At 55.1% G+C, this 17,322-nt stretch carries 13 protein-coding genes; 5 read left to right on the plus strand and 8 right to left on the minus strand.

Annotated features, from left to right (window positions below; translation table 11 throughout):
* Positions 1-4 precede the first annotated feature (4 nt).
* Together DOQ08_RS11375 and DOQ08_RS11380 are read right to left on the minus strand one after the other, a co-directional pair.
* On the minus strand, positions 5-550 hold the full coding sequence (locus tag DOQ08_RS11375; protein ID WP_114335041.1) for a hypothetical protein: 546 nt from the start codon (positions 548-550) through the stop codon (positions 5-7).
* Positions 547-4,032 (minus strand): response regulator, encoded by a 3,486-nt coding sequence (locus DOQ08_RS11380; RefSeq protein WP_114335491.1) that lies wholly within the window; start codon positions 4,030-4,032, stop codon positions 547-549. The genes DOQ08_RS11375 and DOQ08_RS11380 overlap by 4 nt, the downstream gene beginning before the upstream one ends.
* A gap of 143 nt (positions 4,033-4,175) precedes the next feature.
* Between DOQ08_RS11380 and DOQ08_RS11385 the strand changes: the two genes are divergently transcribed.
* Positions 4,176-5,276: a hypothetical protein gene (locus DOQ08_RS11385; RefSeq protein ID WP_114335042.1), complete on the plus strand. Its 1,101-nt coding sequence runs from the start codon at positions 4,176-4,178 to the stop codon at positions 5,274-5,276.
* A 3-nt stretch (positions 5,277-5,279) separates the two neighbouring features.
* On the opposite strand, the gene DOQ08_RS11390 is transcribed toward DOQ08_RS11385, so the two are convergent.
* From DOQ08_RS11390 to DOQ08_RS11400, 3 genes are all read right to left on the minus strand, one after another.
* Positions 5,280-5,507 carry a hypothetical protein gene (locus tag DOQ08_RS11390; RefSeq protein ID WP_114335043.1) on the minus strand — a complete coding sequence of 76 codons (228 nt, stop codon included), beginning with the start codon at positions 5,505-5,507 and terminating at the stop codon, positions 5,280-5,282.
* 101 nt (positions 5,508-5,608) lie between these two features.
* Entirely contained in the window at positions 5,609-6,895 is a 1,287-nt protein-coding gene (locus tag DOQ08_RS11395) for a serine hydrolase domain-containing protein (RefSeq protein ID WP_114335044.1), read from the minus strand.
* Between the two features lie 71 nt (positions 6,896-6,966).
* Positions 6,967-8,190, minus strand: a complete 1,224-nt coding sequence (locus tag DOQ08_RS11400; RefSeq protein ID WP_114335045.1) for a sensor domain-containing diguanylate cyclase — start codon at positions 8,188-8,190, stop codon at positions 6,967-6,969.
* Positions 8,191-8,321: 131 nt separating this feature from the next.
* Between DOQ08_RS11400 and DOQ08_RS11405 the strand changes: the two genes are divergently transcribed.
* The 4 genes from DOQ08_RS11405 to ybaK are packed head-to-tail and all read left to right on the plus strand — an operon-like array spanning position 8,322 to position 11,969.
* Positions 8,322-8,708, plus strand: coding sequence for a c-type cytochrome (locus DOQ08_RS11405; RefSeq protein ID WP_227537620.1), 387 nt, complete (start codon positions 8,322-8,324; stop codon positions 8,706-8,708).
* A 9-nt stretch (positions 8,709-8,717) separates the two neighbouring features.
* Positions 8,718-10,130: a D-arabinono-1,4-lactone oxidase gene (locus DOQ08_RS11410; protein ID WP_114335047.1), complete on the plus strand. Its 1,413-nt coding sequence runs from the start codon at positions 8,718-8,720 to the stop codon at positions 10,128-10,130.
* Between the two features lie 6 nt (positions 10,131-10,136).
* Positions 10,137-11,441: a DSD1 family PLP-dependent enzyme gene (locus DOQ08_RS11415; protein WP_114335048.1), complete on the plus strand. Its 1,305-nt coding sequence runs from the start codon at positions 10,137-10,139 to the stop codon at positions 11,439-11,441.
* 57 nt (positions 11,442-11,498) lie between these two features.
* Positions 11,499-11,969 carry a Cys-tRNA(Pro) deacylase gene (ybaK, locus tag DOQ08_RS11420; protein WP_114335049.1) on the plus strand — a complete coding sequence of 157 codons (471 nt, stop codon included), beginning with the start codon at positions 11,499-11,501 and terminating at the stop codon, positions 11,967-11,969.
* A gap of 40 nt (positions 11,970-12,009) precedes the next feature.
* On the opposite strand, the gene DOQ08_RS11425 is transcribed toward ybaK, so the two are convergent.
* The 3 genes from DOQ08_RS11425 to DOQ08_RS11435 all read right to left on the minus strand — a co-directional run bounded on the left by DOQ08_RS11425 (position 12,010) and on the right by DOQ08_RS11435 (position 17,283).
* Entirely contained in the window at positions 12,010-14,253 is a 2,244-nt protein-coding gene (locus DOQ08_RS11425) for an NADP-dependent isocitrate dehydrogenase (protein WP_114335050.1), read from the minus strand.
* Positions 14,254-14,495: 242 nt separating this feature from the next.
* Positions 14,496-16,484, minus strand: a complete 1,989-nt coding sequence (locus tag DOQ08_RS11430) for an acetoacetate--CoA ligase (RefSeq protein ID WP_114335051.1) — start codon at positions 16,482-16,484, stop codon at positions 14,496-14,498.
* Between the two features lie 16 nt (positions 16,485-16,500).
* Positions 16,501-17,283: a 3-hydroxybutyrate dehydrogenase gene (locus tag DOQ08_RS11435; protein WP_114335052.1), complete on the minus strand. Its 783-nt coding sequence runs from the start codon at positions 17,281-17,283 to the stop codon at positions 16,501-16,503.
* Positions 17,284-17,322: the final 39 nt, after the last annotated feature.

Raw genomic sequence — 17,322 nt, forward strand, 5'->3', positions numbered from 1 at the left:
CCATTCAGTGCGCGTCGTTGTCGGTTCGCCTCGGCAAATCCAGCGGGGGATGGTCCACCACCCCCCGAGACACAGAGCTGTCTGAATAGACCTGCGACATGTCCCGCTCTGCCGGCTCGCCACGAGTCAGAATGTTGGCGATACTCACGGCGGTGGAGTAGAGCGAAATGGCAATGATCAATAAAACCGGCTGCACAAAAGCGACAAAACGGGGGATTTCAGCATTACTCATCATGCTCAACAACAATATGATGGCCGGCCCCAACACCAAAAACAGCGTCAATGCTATAAAGAATACTATACGCTCTTTATAGCGCCCCAGATCCTGATTAGTAACCAACCCCAATACAAACTTCCCCATCGCCAAGCCGGCTAGAATAATGGCGGCAATACTGAGGTCCGGCTGCATTAGGGTTTGGTACAGATTGCCATCCCAAAGCCGCTGCATGGCAATGATCAAAAACGGAAAAAGCACGAACAGGATGTCAGCGTAGGTACCGTACATCATGCTCAGTGAATGCTGTTCCTGGCGGTGTTGGTTGTGATTCATACATCGGATCCTGTGTTATCACCAAGCCCTTGACCCGTCTCTGCCAAGGCGCGGTTAATCATGTCGTTAAGCTTTTCCAGCCCGGCGTGAATACGCTGCCAATCCGGGCCATCACTTCGGATGTGCTGTTCCAGAACCGCCGCCTGCTCTGTCAGCAACGGATAGCCCATGGCACCGGCAGTGCCCTTAATCTGATGGTTCTCCAACTCCAAACCGGTTAAGTCTCGGTTGGCCAAAGCGTCGTTCATGCGCTTTTGCCGGTCGGCCAGCCCCGCCAGAAATCGCGACGATAAATCGCCGATATCTTCATCAACGGCATTGTCTGCATCTCTGCTCAGGTAACGATCCAGCAATGCCTGTAAGTGCGTGTGGTCGATGGGCTTGCGCAGAACACCATCGCAACCCGCGCTCAGCAGTGCGTCCGTTTCCGACTGATCACCTCCGGTAAAAGCAATGATCGGGCGCCTGAACCCCGTTTTCCGCAACAACCGAGTAGCTTCGACACCATCCATTCCCGGCAAAAACCGATCCATCAGCACCAGATGCACTGTATCGGCCAAGGCCCTGCGTACCGCCTCTTCACCATTGTCCACTAGAACGGGATCGGCACCGATACGTTTGAGCATGCGCTCAACCAAGCGCCGGTTGTCATCGTTATCTTCCACCACCAGCACCCGCCCGTTATACAAGGTAGGCTCCGGCTCCGCATTCCGCCCCAAATACTTCACCAAAGTTTGGTAGAACTGCTGTTTATCGATGGGTTTGGCTAAATAACCGCTACACCCAGCCTTCCGATATTCGGCAATGTCTTCCGTCATCACATTGGCTGTCAGCGCGACAATAGGGGTATTTACCCCGGCTTCCCGCAGTGCCAGCGTCGCGTCGCGACCGTTCATGACCGGCATCTGGATATCCATCAGGATGAGATCGAAGGCTTCTTTGGTGGCCCGCTCAAACGCCTCGGCACCGTTGTGCACATGTACCAGCTCGGCCCCCGTTCGTTCGACCAGCAACGATACCAACCGTTGATTCAACTCGTTATCTTCAGCACAAAGGATACGACCACTCAGCATGGGTGCGGTCACCATCGGTATCGCTCGACGCCGTTCAATGAATTCAGAAGCGTCCCTTAAGAAATGGCTGTCATGCAACGGGCCCGTGCTAATGGTTGCCTCAAATTCACTGCCTTCACCATAAACGCTGTCTACCCGAATGCTGCCACCCAACAATTCGGCCAAGCGAAGCGAAATACTCAAGCCTAAACCACTCCCACCGTATTGCCGGGCAATCGCACTACTGCCTTGGGCAAACGGATCAAACAATCGGTCTATTTGCTCGGGCTTCATGCCGATGCCGGTATCAACAACTCGGGCATGCAACATCTCCCGCTCGCGATCACATCGGACAATCAGGGAGATCGAACCCGTTTCCGTAAATTTCAGCGAATTTCCACACAAATTAATGATTATCTGCCGAAATCTCGTAGGATCGGTCTGAATTTTCTCAGGCAGTGGATAGTCACAAATGATACTGAAATCGAGGCCTTTCTCGTTGGCTTTTGGCTCAAAAAATGCCCGAATCTCTTCCAGCATTTCCGGCAAGTTCACCGGCACCACATCGACATCAAGTTTGTTGGCATCAATCTTTGAGTGATCCAATATGTCGTTTACCAACTCAAGCAAATGCCGGCCGCTACGTACAACGGTTTCTGCGCTGCTGCGCTTTTCGCTCTCGCTCAAATCGGCATCAAGCAGCGTTTCGCCATATCCGATGATCGCCGCCAACGGTGTCCGGATCTCGTGACTCATGTTTGCCAGGAACTGGCTTTTCGCTTGAGCCGAGTTCCGCGCCAGCTCTTTTTCCAATCGTTCTTGCTCTCGCTCCCGCTCAATCTGCAGTCGCTGATGGCTTTCGGTGGTATCGATGCAGGTACCCTCCAAATGCATCGGTGTACCTTCTGCGTCATACACGGTATGCAGCGAAATGGTCGCCCAGCGCTCCTCGCCACCCCGGGTTAGGTATTGGGCTTCCACCCCTTTCACCGTGCCCGTTCGTTTCAACTGATCGACCACCAATCGTCTCAGCAGATCATCCGCAATACAGGTTTCCAGTACATCGGGATTGGCCTGTAACAGTTCGTGCCGGCTCCGGTAACCTAACAACTCCGCCATCGCCGGGTTCGCGGTTACAAAACGGCGCTCCGGAGACATTTGGAACACACCTTCAATCACGTTATCGAACAAGGACTGGTAGCGTTGAAGGTTGGCCAGCGCCTTTTTGTTCCAGGCCAGTGCATCTCCCTGTACTTGCTTGATTCGGTCTGCCAGCGCAAATGAAAACAGAATAACCTGGACGGTAATCCCGAGCTGAGGCGTATAGCTGGTGAAGGTATTAAGAGGCAAATAGCCGATGACGGTGAAGCCATAGGTGCCAAAACCCACCAAAGCCGCCGCCCAGGCAAAAAAGTGCGCCCGAGCAGCCGGGTTGTAATACCGCCAGGACAGATAGCTCACCACGATCAGCATGCTGCTCAGGACGATTGATGCCACCACAATCCATTCCATGGATACCGAATATGGCATAAACAGCGCCATTACAAACGTGGCGACCACAGCATGCATGCTCACCATCAAAACCTTATCGAGGTCTGGCGATCGTTGCCGTGTTTCCAGCAAGGCCCGCGCGAACAACAGCCCGAAAAACCAAGTGAAAATAATGTGAAAGTGAAGATATTCCTTGCTCAGTAGCAACGGCCGTACATCGAACAACTGAATTCCGTGCACTTGCTCGGTAGCCGTAAACGCCACAGCCGAAACCAGATAGAGTAGGTAATAGATATTACTGGGCTCACGAACCGAAACGGCGACAAACAGGTTGTAAGCAAGAATGGCAAGAATAGCGCCGAGCAAAATCCCCCGGATCACCTCATCGACAGCCACTTTGGCAATGTACTCATCACGCGGCCACAGAGTGATGGGTAATCGGAAGGTATTTTTGTTCGTGACACGTAGAAAAATGGTGGTGGGTGCATCAGGCTGCATGGTCAAACGAAAGGTGGGGTTAGGAACCGCCAAATCCCGGTCTCTCCAATTATCGTAGTAACCGGCACGGCGCTCTTCGACCAAGCGACCCTCACGAACCACATACAAGCGGACATCGTCCACCAGCGGCAAAGCCAGCTCCAGCATCCAGTCCGCAGGGCCCTGCAGGTATTTTGTGCTTAGATCAAGACGCGTCCAATACGCCGACTCCGTGTAACCAAAATTGAGCACGCCTTCGTAGTGTCGATTGAATTGACCAAGGGGCAGGTTGCGCACTTCCTCGAAGCTCAGGCTTTGATCAGGGTCTTCAAGGTAGGCTAGACAGCCATTCAGATCCCGGATACCTTCGCTGCCATCTCCCAACGACAAGACGCCATCGCGACAACCAGGCTGTGCAAGGGTTTGAGTAGGGAGAGCAATAACAACCAAAAACAGGCCCATCAGGAGCACCCGGACCCAGGTATCGCGTAACCGTTGCTGCAAAATGTGATCTCCGAGCGGGCAGCTGTTCACTTTATCGTTTATTGTCAGCAGTCATCACTTTAGCTGTTCCCAATGGTTTTCGCACCCTGAGGTCACTCGAAATGAGATCTGTTTTTCTCTATGCCACGATTTCCATGGCCTTCGCCACAGTCACGGGCTGCGGGTCAGACAGCTCGGGCTCGTCGGCGCTGAACCCGGCCAGCGATGTGGATCTGACCTTTTCAACGTTTGATCTCACCAACACGCCTCAGGCACCGGAAACACTCGAACACACCCTGTTCAACGATTACTACTCCGGCATAGAACCCAGCGGCACTGATGCCACCCCGGAAAATCGCGAAACAGCTAAAGACATCCGGCGCCATATCGATAATTTTATTGGTGCCACGCCGGCCGAGGATGGCAAAAGTTACACCCGGGTACGGAATCCTCTCGACTTGATGAACCAGGTCATCAGTGTGGGCGAGGTAGACAACTTTGACGACGGACGCCAGTACATCAGCGACCGTATCGGCCAAAGTACCGCGGGCACTTACAACACTCGCAGTGCTGGTGCCAGCATCCGTTTCACCGATCAAGCGGCCACAAACACCCAGCAAGCGCTCAACGACCGTGAGTGGCGCTACCAAACGCTCGACTGGCGTTATGTACCGAAAACGGGCAATGAAAGCAGTTTGGATGAAAAGGTCTACCGCACCATTCAATACATAGCTCGCAGCGTCGATACGGCCCAACAAGATCGGCAGCCAGAATTAGTAAGCCTGCTCGCCGGTGCACGCTTCAGTGCGCCGAATTTCAGCGCGTCGGGTTACAACAAACCGGAACTGGCCACGGCTGACTTTGTTAGCCGAAATCACGGGGGGATTGAGTTACGCCAGGAGTTTATCGGGGAAGAACAGAAAGATACGCTGTTTATCAAAAACAGCAAAGAGCCCGTCATCGACTACCGCCGCCACGGGGTAATCCTTGAGGAAGCCAACCCCGATTGCCAGCGGGTAGAGCTGAACTATGCCATGAGCAAGGTGCAGATCTACACCTCGAATGACGAACCTTCCAGAATACAGGATCCGGAAGCCAATCCGGACGATTACGAAAATTCAGAGGATGTGCCAACCGTTCCCAATCCAGACTACTGTGTCAACCAGAGCGAAGATCAGGCAAAAGTCGTTTGGAATACGGTGCCTACGGCTCACCGCCAATAGGCATTACATGTCCCAATTTTGCAAAAAGCCCCGTTTTCGCTCAATCATCCGCTCATAGGCTGAAATGATTATCTCGGCGTGCGGAGCCTGGGTCAGCTTCAAGGTTTCGATCCGGCGTTCCAATTTCCGGACTTCATCGCACACTTGCTGCCGCACGTGAGTGCGGACACTGTCGTAGTGCCCCAGCTCTACGCGAGAGGCATCAGGTATCGGTATATTTGATCGGTTCATGCAGCGGCACCTCATCCATTGAGATCATTGGCAATCCTAAACCTGATTGCCATCTTGCCAAACTGTCAGACAAAAAACAATAAAATGAAAAAGGTTTCATTTTATGCCGGTGTTAGCCGCCTATCTTGCTCCGGCAATATCGGAAACTGCTTGGTAACAGTGTAGACAAACCGGGCAAGCGATGGGATGTGATGACCCACAATCGGGAACCCGGTATTCAGCAGGCTGACCGAGATATCCCTGGCGGAATCCGCCCAACACATTTTGTTGATCAGACCGATATGGCCAAACGCATGGCGACTTTGCGGCCCCCAGAGACCAACCGGGTTGCCTCCCAGCATCATCCCGGCACTAAAGCGCATGGGCACCAACATGGTACGGTCCAGCTGCATGGAACCGAATTGCTGGATAGCACGGCGGATGGTCATCTCGCTACAAATACGCTTACCTTGCCACATACCACCGTCCAGCATCATCTGGAAAAAGCGGTTCATTTCCTCAGCCGTGCCACACAGATTACCCGCCGGAATGACCGCTTCCTGAAAACGCGGATCATTGGTTACCTGCTCAACAGTTTTAATATCGCCACCCAAAGCCCGGTTCACCACCCAAGACACCGGGAAACGGGGCGTTGGTCCGGTGGCGTAGTTCGATGCCAATTCATGCAGTTGGTCCTGAGCCACACCGTAGGTGAACCATTTCATACCCATGGGTTTGCGCAGATACTTGTCCAGATAATTCTCGATGGTGTCGCCGGTGACTTTCTCCAACACCCGCTGAAGCACAAAGCCACCGGTAATCGCGTGGTAGGCCACCTTGGCTCCGTCCACTTCGACCGGCCTGGCCTCGCACAGCAAACGCCATACTTCGTCTCGGTCCCAAAGAACATCAATGGGGGTGTCTTTCGGAATTGCGGGAATACCGCCCCGGTGCGACAAAATCTGGTGAACGGTGATGGTGCGCTTGCCGTTCTTCGCAAACTCCGGGCAGTAGTAAGACACAGGGTCCATAAGGTTAATCAGACCTTGCTCCGCCAACATATGGATGAGTAATGCGGTCACGGCCTTGGAGGCCGAAAAATAGCAAATGGGGGTTTCCGTACTCATCAGGGTTTTCGGCACATTCGAGTCATCATTGGGACCGTTGCCGTGAACGTGGCCAATGGCTCGATGCAATACCTGTTCGCCGCGGTACCTCAACGAAAGCTGTATCCCCGGATGAACACCGGTACGGTACAGCGACTCTACACTCTGCCAAATCGACTCAACCGCACCTTGAGACAAATTAACGCGCTCAGGGTTTTCCCCTGCGCTGTCACGAAAGGTGATGGAGGAAAGGTCCCGGGGAACCTTGCAGGTGTGTAAAGCACTGCGGGCGAGTGAATGCATAACAAGCGCCTTTATTATCAGAGTGACGGGTTTCGCTTCCTCCGGGAGCTGCTTGTCCCTGAAGTACGATCTTATGTCGCTTCATTATGTATGGGCCGTGCCGGCTGCGCTATGGCTACACAGTCACGACCCTGCATTTTGGCCCGATACATCGCCTTATCGGCCTCTGCTGACAACTCTTCGACACAGGAACCGTGTATCGGGTACACGGCAATACCAATACTCGCAGTGACAGAAACCTGATCACCCGACGCCAGAATCACCGGCTTGTCACGCACCGCTTGTCGCAACCTTTCGGCCGTATCCAAAGCTTCGGTTTGCCCCATCTCCGGCAAAACGACAACAAACTCTTCGCCTCCGAACCGGCCCACCGAATCTACACCACGAACACTGCTATCCAGAATCCGGCTGGCGGTCGATAACACAAGATCACCGGCGGCATGGCCGTATCTGTCATTCACTTTTTTAAAATGGTCAAAATCGATCCACAATATCGCTAATGACCGGTGATAACGGTGCGCGCGCTCTAATTCCTCGGCGAGAATACGGCTCAGTTCGCGACGGTTCAGTAACCCCGTAAGCGGGTCTTTTGTGGCCAACTCTTCCAGCTCTTGCTCCAACGCCTTTTGCCTGGATACGTCCAGCACGATCCCTTCTAACAATCGGGAGCCTTCGTCATCGGTCAAACCGGTCCCTCGGGCCCAAACCCATAGGTCCCGTCCGTCTTTACGGGTAATCGGAAACTCGATCGAAAAGAACCCCTGCTGGCGAATCGATTCAGCTACTTCTTGGGCAATCGCGTAACGGCTGTCGTCGCCCATCAGGCCCGATTTGCTGAGTGAGCCTTTTCTCATCAGCTCTTCGGCGCTGTAACCGGTCAACTCTTCACACCCATCAGAAATAAAAATAAAACTGCCTAACTGATCATTTCTGAAGCGAAAGGCCATACCGGGCAGATTGTTCAACAGTACCGTCAACTGGCGCTCATGCTCTCGCATAACCTTACGCTGACGAACCTGTACCATCAGAAGCAACCGGTCTTTACGGAGCTGGCGAAACATCACGATGAACAATGTAATGCCCGTCACGCCAACGAATAAAAAGCCCTTCCAGGTTTGAACTTCCGACAGAGCGCGGGCATCCTGAACCCAAGCCTCGGCCAACTGATCCGAGAACCCGATCCAGGCCAGACCCACCAACAGGTACACAAAGGCCGCCCACAGCGCGCGTCGCAGCGGGCTGCGGTTAGCTTGCAGCGGCGCTGTACCGTTGTCCTCTGGTCGCCCTTGACTCATGTAAACACCTTGTCTGACACTCCTATGCTCTCTTAAAAAGTAGTCACTGTCGGGTGCAGAGTCGAGTCTGGCTTGCTTTTAATGTCGAGTTAGTCAAAAATAAACGTGACACTCAATTACGTTTAGACATCATGATGCGATCCAACTTTTCATTGAAATCTGTTTCGTGCGCTATTCTTGCGCTGCTGGCGATCACCTTGTCATCGGCCTGCACCAATACGTCCGGCCCATCAGAAAAGATCATCGAGTACGCCCGCTCAGCCACCCCCGAGAACCCCGAAACTGCCGAGATTTATCAGCGTTCCTGCATGGCTTGCCATGGCAACGGCACCTCCGATGCGCCACTGACCGGGGATAAAAATGCGTGGCAACCGCGCATGGAAAAGGGCATGGACACACTGCTGGACAACGTCGTCTCGGGCATGGGTGGCATGCCCCCTTATGGCCTGTGCATGGATTGCAACGCCGCCGAATTTCAGGCTCTGATCACCTTCATGGCGACACCGGCGCAGATTTAGGAGCACAGCATGCAGCGACGGCACTTTCTGAATTTGCTGGTAGGCAGCGCCATTGCCAGCCAAGTAGGGTGGCCCGAGATTGGTCATGCCCGAATATCTTCCGGGCAAAAATCGACCACCGCAGGCACAATGACCTGGCGCAACTGGTCTGGCTCGCAGAGTTCTAGTCCGAGCCATCGTCTGGCCCCGCGTTCGGTCAACGAACTGTTGGAAATTCTGGACAACCCAGCCCATCAAAACGCGACTATTCGGCCTGTTGGTTCTGGCCATTCGTTCTCGCCGTTGGTGCCCACCAACGATGTGCTGGTGTCACTGGCTCGCCTGAACGGTATCCTCGATCACAACGATGATCTTTGCCGTGCCCGGATCGCCACCGGCACGCTGCTCGGTCAACTTGGCCAACCGCTCGAAAGCATCAACCAAGCACTATTCAACATGCCGGACATCGATCAGCAATCGCTGGGCGGCTTACTGGCAACGGCGACCCATGGCACCGGGGCTGAACTGATGAGCTTGTCGGGCTATATTGAAGGCCTGACACTGGTCACCGCGCAGGGAGAGGTGTTGGAGTGCAGCCGGGAGCAGAACCCGGACGTCTTCCAGGCAGCACGAGTCGGGCTGGGCAGCTTGGGCTTCGTAACCGATGTCACCCTCCAGAACCGGCGCCCATACCGGCTAAAGAAAACCACCGAATGGTTAGCCATCGACGACATTCTCAATAACGCCGACGCGCGCGCCAAGGCGCACCGCAACTACGAATTCTTCTATATCCCGTTCTCGGGCATGGGCTTCACCAGCACCCACGACATCACCGATGAGCCGGTATCTGAAACCGAGGCCATCGATCAGAACGACGGTGCCCGGGATCTGCAACAAGCCCGCGATTACCTGTCGTGGTCGCCGCGTCTGCGCCGGCTCATACTCGGTGGCTACATGCGCACCCTCGGCACCGAGGTTAAGGTGGCCTCCTCCTGGCAGAACTACACCAGTGCCAGGAACGTGCGCTTCAATGAAATGGAATACCACCTGCCGAGAGACCATTGGCAGGCTGCGCTTCGAGAGGTGATCGATACCATCGAAAGCCAATTCCCCGAGGTGTTTTTCCCCATTGAGGTAAGGTTTGTAAAGGCCGACGATGCCTGGCTCAGCCCTTTTTACCAGCGCGATTCAGTTTCCATCGCGGTACACCGGTTCTTTGAGGAAGACCATACCCCCTTGTTCGAGGCCGTGGAACCCATTCTGAAGCGGTATGGCGGAAGGCCACACTGGGGCAAACTGAATACCCTCACGGGTGCCGATTTCGAGTCACTGTATCCAAAGTGGCAGGCGTTCTGCGAAGTGAGAGAATCACTCGACCCGAACGGCCGTTTTCTGAACCCCTATCTGGCTCGTCTGTTCAACCAACCCACGAGTGCGGGATAGACCAACATGGCTCACAGCGAAGCGTTTCGCAAACAACGCCGCAGACTGCTGCTGGCCGGCGTTGCAGTGGGTGGATTGGGGGCAACCGGCTTACTGAGGCCTGAAGCGCAAACCGCCGGGCACTCCCGTTATTTTATGGCCCTACAAAAAGCCCTGCGGGACAAAGACCTGGCAACACCGACGCTGGTGATCGACCGCCAGCGTTTAAATCACAATATCGCCGTTTTGAGCGCTCGCATCGGCAAGGATTTCGATTACCGGATCGTCGCCAAGTCGCTCCCATCCGTTCCATTGCTCCAACACGTCATGGCGGTTGCCGGCACCCGGAAACTGATGCTGTTTCATCAGCCGAGCCTCAACCAGGTAGCACGTGCTCTGCCTGACTCCGACATTCTGCTTGGTAAGCCGCTTCCGGCAACCTGCGCTGCACGCTTCTATCGGCAACTCGAAGCCGCCCCAAGCGGATTCGAACCCCATCACCAACTGCAATGGTTAGTGGATTCTCCGGCAAGGCTGGCTGAATACCGGCAACTGGCGGAGCAGCGCAAGCAACCAATGCGGGTAAACCTTGAAATCGATATTGGCCTGCACCGGGGCGGTTTTGCCAGCCAGGATGCGTTGGTCTGGGCGCTCTCGCGTATCGAACGCTCGCCGTGGCTGACCTTCAGCGGTTTCATGGGGTATGAACCCCATATTGCCAAAGCACCCGGGCCGACGAACTGGCTGCGCGACCAAGCCATGGCCCGTTATCAGCAGTTTGTGGACACGGCAGAAGCGACCTTGGGCCGCAGCATTTCAGAGCTGACCCTGAACACCGGAGGCTCTACGACCTATCAGCTGTATCAAGGGATGGCCGGGCGAATACCCGCTAACGAACTGGCTGCAGGTTCAGGGCTGGTTCTGCCCACTGACTTCGATGTGGCCACCCTGGCCGACCACCAACCCGCTGCGTTCATTGCGACACCGGTACTGAAGCTTTTGGATCGAACCCGCATCCCGGGAGTACCCGGGCTGGGTCGACTGCAAGCACTGTGGAACCCCAATCATGCGCGCACCGCGTTTATCTATGGCGGCTACTGGAAGGCCAGCCCGGTATCTCCACCGGGATTGGTACACAACAGCATCTATGGCCGCTCAACCAATCAGGAAATGCTGAACCTCGCAGAGGGCGTTCCACTCGAGGTGGGGGACCGGGTATTCCTGCGCCCTCACCAAAGTGAGGCTGTCTTGCTGGAATTTGGCGACCTCGCGGTTTACGACGCAACCTCAGATGCAATCACCGAGCGCTGGCCGGTGTTCGGGCGAGGGTGAACTGCGCAGCGGTCCATGTTTTAATTCCGGAAAACCGTTCAGGCAACAGGACTGCTTATGACTCCCGGAATTCTCGCCGCTAAAAAAGCGAAAATCAGCTTCACCGTGCACGAATACGAACACGATCCGTCGGCCGAAAGCTACGGCAGCGAAGCCGCCGACAAAATGGGCGTTGACCCAAACCGGGTCTTTAAAACATTGGTCGTGGCGCTGGACGGCAAAGAGCTGGCGGTGGGTTTAGTGCCGGTCACCAGCATGCTTAGCCTAAAGCTGATCGCCAAAGCAGCAGAAGCCAAAAAAGCCGGCATGGCGGATAAACAACTGGTGCAGCGAAGTACAGGCTATGTACTGGGCGGGGTGAGCCCGCTAGGGCAGAAAAAACGCTTGAAAACGTTCATTGATGCCACTGCCGAACAGTACGACACCATTTTCGTCAGTGCGGGTAAACGGGGGTTGGAAATCGAACTGGCCCCAGCCGATCTGGCAAAGCTGACCGGTGCGGGTTTCGCAAATTTACAGCAAGACTAAAAAACAGGCCGGGGTTTTACCCCCGGCCTGTTTTCGAGCCTTATTTCACTGAAGCAGCAGCTTCTTCAAGGATCTTGTTGAAGGTAGCGCTTGGGCGCATCACTTCTGAGACCTTGTCCGCCGGTGCATAGTAGTACCCGCCGATATCGGCCGGGTGACCCTGAACCACGGTCATCTCTTCCAGAATCTTGTCCTTGTTGTCTTCCAACTGCTTGGACAACTTGGTGAAGAATTCCTTCAGTTCTTGATCGCTGTCCTGCTTGGACAGCTCTTCTGCCCAGTAACGGGCCAGATGGAAGTGAGAACCACGGTTGTCCAGCTCGCCGGTGACGCGGGATGGGGACTGGTTATTCTCCAGCAGGCGCTCAGTCGCTTTGTCCATGGTCTGACCCAACAAACGGGCGCGGGCGTTGTCGTGTTTCTCGCCCAACTCATCCAGAGATACCGCGGTAGCCAGGAACTCACCCAATGAATCCCAGCGCAGGTGATTTTCCTGTACCAACTGCTGAACGTGCTTAGGCGCAGAACCGCCAGCGCCGGTCTCGTACAAACCACCGCCATTCAACAGAGGTACGATGGACAGCATCTTGGCACTGGTGCCCAGTTCCAGAATCGGGAACAGGTCAGTCAGGTAGTCACGCAGTACGTTGCCGGTTACGGAAATCGTATCCAAGCCACGAATCAGGCGCTCCATGGTCCAGCGAATGGCACGTACAGGCGATTCGATACGGATGTGCAGACCTTCGGTGTCGTGATCTTTCAGGTAAGTGTTTACCTTCTTGATCAGTTCGGCATCGTGAGCACGCTCGTCGTCCAGCCAGAACACAGCAGGCATACCGGTGGCACGGGCACGGTTAACGGCCAGCTTGACCCAGTCGCGGATTGGCAGGTCTTTGGTCTGGCAAGCACGCCAGATGTCACCTTCTTCCACGTTGTGCTCGGTCAGCACGGTACCGTCTTCAGCGACGATGCGGACAATTCCTTCTTCTTTGATTTCAAAGGTCTTGTCGTGCGAGCCGTATTCTTCAGCTTTCTGTGCCATCAGGCCAACGTTCGGCACGGTACCCATAGTGGTAGGATCAAAAGCACCATGAGTCTTACAGAAGTTGATGGTTTCCTGATAGATGGTGGCGTAGGTGGACTCAGGCATTACCGCCTTGGTGTCCTTAAGCTTGCCATCACGGGCCCACATTTTACCGGAGTTACGGATCATGGCGGGCATGGACGCATCAACGATCACGTCGCTCGGCACGTGCAGGTTGGTCACACCTTTCACCGAGTCAACCATCGCGATTTCCGGACGGTGCTCGTAAGTCTTGTGCAGGGCTTCCTGAATTTCTTCCTGCTTCGACTCTGGCAACTGCTTGATTTTGTCGAGTACGGAGGACAGACCGTTGTTCGGGTTTACACCGATTTCTTCGAACAGGTCGCCGTACTTATCGAACAACTCTTTGTAGTAAATCTTCACCGCGTGACCGAACACGATCGGGTGAGAGATTTTCATCATGGTTGCTTTGACGTGCAGGGAGAACATCACACCGGTCTTTTCGCAATCTTCGATCGCATCTTCGAAGAATTTGCAGAGCGCTTTCTTGCTCATGAACATGCCGTCGACAACTTCACCTTCCTGCAGGGGCAGGTCAGATTTCAGGACGGTCTGTTCGCCTTTCTTGTTCTCGAAGACGATACGGGCGTTGGTGGCCTTGTCCAGAGTCACGGACTGCTCGCTGGAGTAGAAATCTCCGCCACGCATGTGGGCAACGTGGGTACGAGACGCCGGACTCCATTCGCCCATGGTGTGCGGGTACTTGCGAGCAAAGGCTTTTACCGCGGCCGGGGCACGGCGGTCGGAGTTACCTTCACGCAAAACCGGGTTTACGGCACTGCCCAATACTTTGGAGTAACGGGCGTGGATGTCTTTTTCTTCGTCGGTCTCTGGGTGCTCTTTGTACTCAGGGACGTTGTAACCTTTTTCGTTCAGCTCTTTGATGGCTGCACGCAACTGCGGGATAGAGGCAGAGATGTTCGGCAGTTTGATGATGTTGGCATCTGGGTCTTTGGTGTATTCACCCAATTCGGCCAAGTCATCGGTGACGCGCTGGTTTTCTTCAAGGTAGTCAGGGAAGCCTGCCAGAATACGGGCCGCGAGGGAGATGTCGCTGGTTTCAAATTCGATACCAGCCGGCTTGGCGAAGGTTTCCAGTATGGGGAGCAGTGACCGGGTGGCTAGCGCGGGGGCTTCGTCGGTCAGGGTGTAGATGATCTTGGACTTGGATTTGGTCATTTTCGTCCTCTGGCTAAGGGGTGGGTTCAGGACGGTCATGGCGAGGCCGGTCGTCTTGTGAACGTCTGGCCGGGGCGATGACTGATTCGGAACTTTTGATAGACCTAATAAGATAGCATTTTTTACGGCTTATGGATTACGATCTTAGTATAAGAACGTACGAATAATGCCAGATCTTCTGCTACAACGTGATGAAACGGCAGGAATTTACGAAACTTTCTAACATTTGGTGGGCTTTGAGGTCATTCCGGCAAAAGGCCGGATTCCATCAACCGCTCGCGTATTTGATCCAAGGCTTCAGGGTTACCCAGAGCATCCCGGTTTTCGGCTTTGTTCGAACCGTTGATCAGCCGAGCCACCGCCAGTTCCACTTTCTTCCCGCTCCGGGTGTAGGGAATGTCGGGCACTTCGACGATGTGCTTGGGCACGTGTCTGGGGCTGGCGCCTTCTCGGATTTTGGTTTTCAGGGTTTTCATCAGGTCCGCGGTGACGCTCTGGCCTTCGGCCGGGACAACGAAGAGGACGACTTCTACGTCGCCTTCGATCTGGCGGCCAACCACCAGACTGTCTTTGACTTCTGCGACGGTTTCAACCTGTCGGTAGATTTCGGCGGTGCCGATTCTTACGCCGCCGGGGTTGAGGGTGGCGTCGGAGCGGCCGTAGATGATGGCGCCGCCGTGTTCGGTGAATTCGATGAAGTCGCCTTGGGCCCAAACACCAGGGAAGGTGTTGAAGTAGGCATCTTGGTAGCGTTCGCTGTTCGGGTCTTGCCAGAAGCTGACAGGCATGGACGGTAGGGGCTGGCGGCAGACGAGCTCACCGCGGCCATTGCTGACCGGCTGACCTTCGTCGTTGTAGGCAACGGCATCGACACCCAGGACGCGGCATTGGATTTCGCCCCGGCGCACAGGCAGCAACGGGGTTGCGCCCACGAAGCAGCCGCAGATGTCGGTGCCGCCGGCGATGGAGCCCAGCAAAACGTTCGGTGCGCCATCACTGTAGACCCAATCGTAGTCTTCCGGAAGCAGCGGCGAGCCGGTGGAGAAAACCACGCGCAAGGCACTTTGGTCGTGAGCCTTCGCAGGTTTGAGCCCGGCTTTCCGGCAACCGGCGATGAAGCGCGCGCTGGTGCCGTAATGGGTGACTTTCTCTTTGGCCACGGTGTCCCAAAGGACATCGAGGCTGGGGTAGCCGGGTGAGCCGTCTACGGTGATCACGGCGGCACCGGTCATCAAGGCCGAGGCTTGCCAGTTCCACATCATCCAGCCACAGGTGGTGAAGTACAGGAAACGGTCTTCCGGGCCGACATCGCCGTGTAGCATCAGTTCTTTGGCGTGGTTGATCAGCAGGCCAGCGGTGCCGTGCACGATGCACTTGGGTTTTCCGGTGGTTCCGGACGAATAAAGGATGTACACAGGATGATCCGGGTCCACCGGGGTGTATGATGGCGCTTGTCCGGCACCATCTTCAAGCGCCTGCTCCCAGGGTGTAACCCGATCACCGGATACCGGCGCTTGGTCAGGCAGTTGCTGGACACTGACAACCGCTTTCAGTGAGGGCAGGCCGGCAATCAGGTCGGCAAAGTCCTGTTGACGTGCAAAAGTTTTGCCGCCATAGCCGTAACCGTTCACCACAATCAGCGCGGCCGGCTCAATCTGGCCGAAACGGTCGTTGATCGCGCCAATTCCGAAATCCGGTGACGCGGAACTCCAGATCGCACCCATACTGGTGGCCGCCAGCATACCCACCAACGCTTCATAGCCATTGGTGACAACACCGGCAACCCGGTCACCTTTTCCAATGCCTTTGCTGCGCAGGAAGGCTTCCAGTGCACCGGCGTCGGCTTTCAGTTCACGGTAACTTTTACGCAATACCGGGCGGGTTTCACAGTAGGCGACGACCGCCTCTTTGTCTGCATGATCATTATCCGCCCAGCGCAGCAAATTGGCAGCGAAGTTCAGTTTCATACCCGGGAACCATTCGGCACCCGGCATTTTTCGGCTACCCAACACCCGGGTAGCCGGCTTATCACAGATCAACCCACAGTAGTCCCAGACTTTCTCCCAGAAGGTTTCCAGTTCGTCGATCGACCACTGATGCAACGCGTGGTAATCGGCAAATGGGCCGTGTCCGTCTTGCTCGAGCCAGTGTTTAAACCGGCCCATTCGTGACTCGGCCAACGTGGTTTCTGTCGGAGTCCATACCACCGCTGATTGTTCTGATGCACTCATCGGTCTCTCCGGGTATTTACTGCATATGCCAACCGTGGCTGACCACCATGGATTGTCCTGTCAAAGCATTGGATGGGAAGGCCGCCAAATGGACCGCCAGTTCAGACACATCGTCCACGGTTGTAAATTCGCCATCCACGGTATTCTTCAACATAATCTTGCTGATGACGTCTTGTTCCGAGATCCCCAATTCTTTGGCCTGTTCGGGAATCTGTTTATCCACCAATGGCGTGCGCACAAAGCCGGGGCAAATGATGTTGCTGCGTACACCAAATTCCGCGCCTTCTTTCGCCACCGCCCGGCACAATCCGAGCATACCGTGCTTGGCCGCCACATACGGTGCTTTCAGGGGCGACGCTTCAAGCGAATGCACCGAACCCATGTACAGCATAGTGCCGCTGTTTTGCTCGTACATTTGCTGCAAGGCCGCTCTGGTAACCAGGAACGCACCATCCAAATGCACACGCATCACCTTACTCCATTCAGCATAGGCCAATTTATGTACCGGTCCAATGTGCTGGATACCGGCATTGGCAAGGGCGATATCCAGTCGCCCCCACTTTTCCACAATCGCGGCCACGCCTTGGCTTACCGCCGCTTCATCGGTCACATCCATGGCCAGGGACATTGCCGTGCCGCCCGCCTGCTCGATCGCGGCAACGGTGTCTGCCACGCTGTCCAGTGTAAGATCGGCGACCGCCACGCGGGCACCCTCGCGGGCGAAATGTTCCGCAATGGCACGACCAATACCTCGTCCCGCGCCGGTGACTAATGCAGTTTGCTGTTGAAGACGTTTCATCACAGTCCCCTTATTGTTGTTTCGTTATTGTCTGTCGTT

Origin of the sequence: Marinobacter litoralis (assembly GCF_003336705.1) — a bacterium.
Classification (GTDB): Bacteria; Pseudomonadota; Gammaproteobacteria; order Pseudomonadales; family Oleiphilaceae; genus Marinobacter; species Marinobacter litoralis.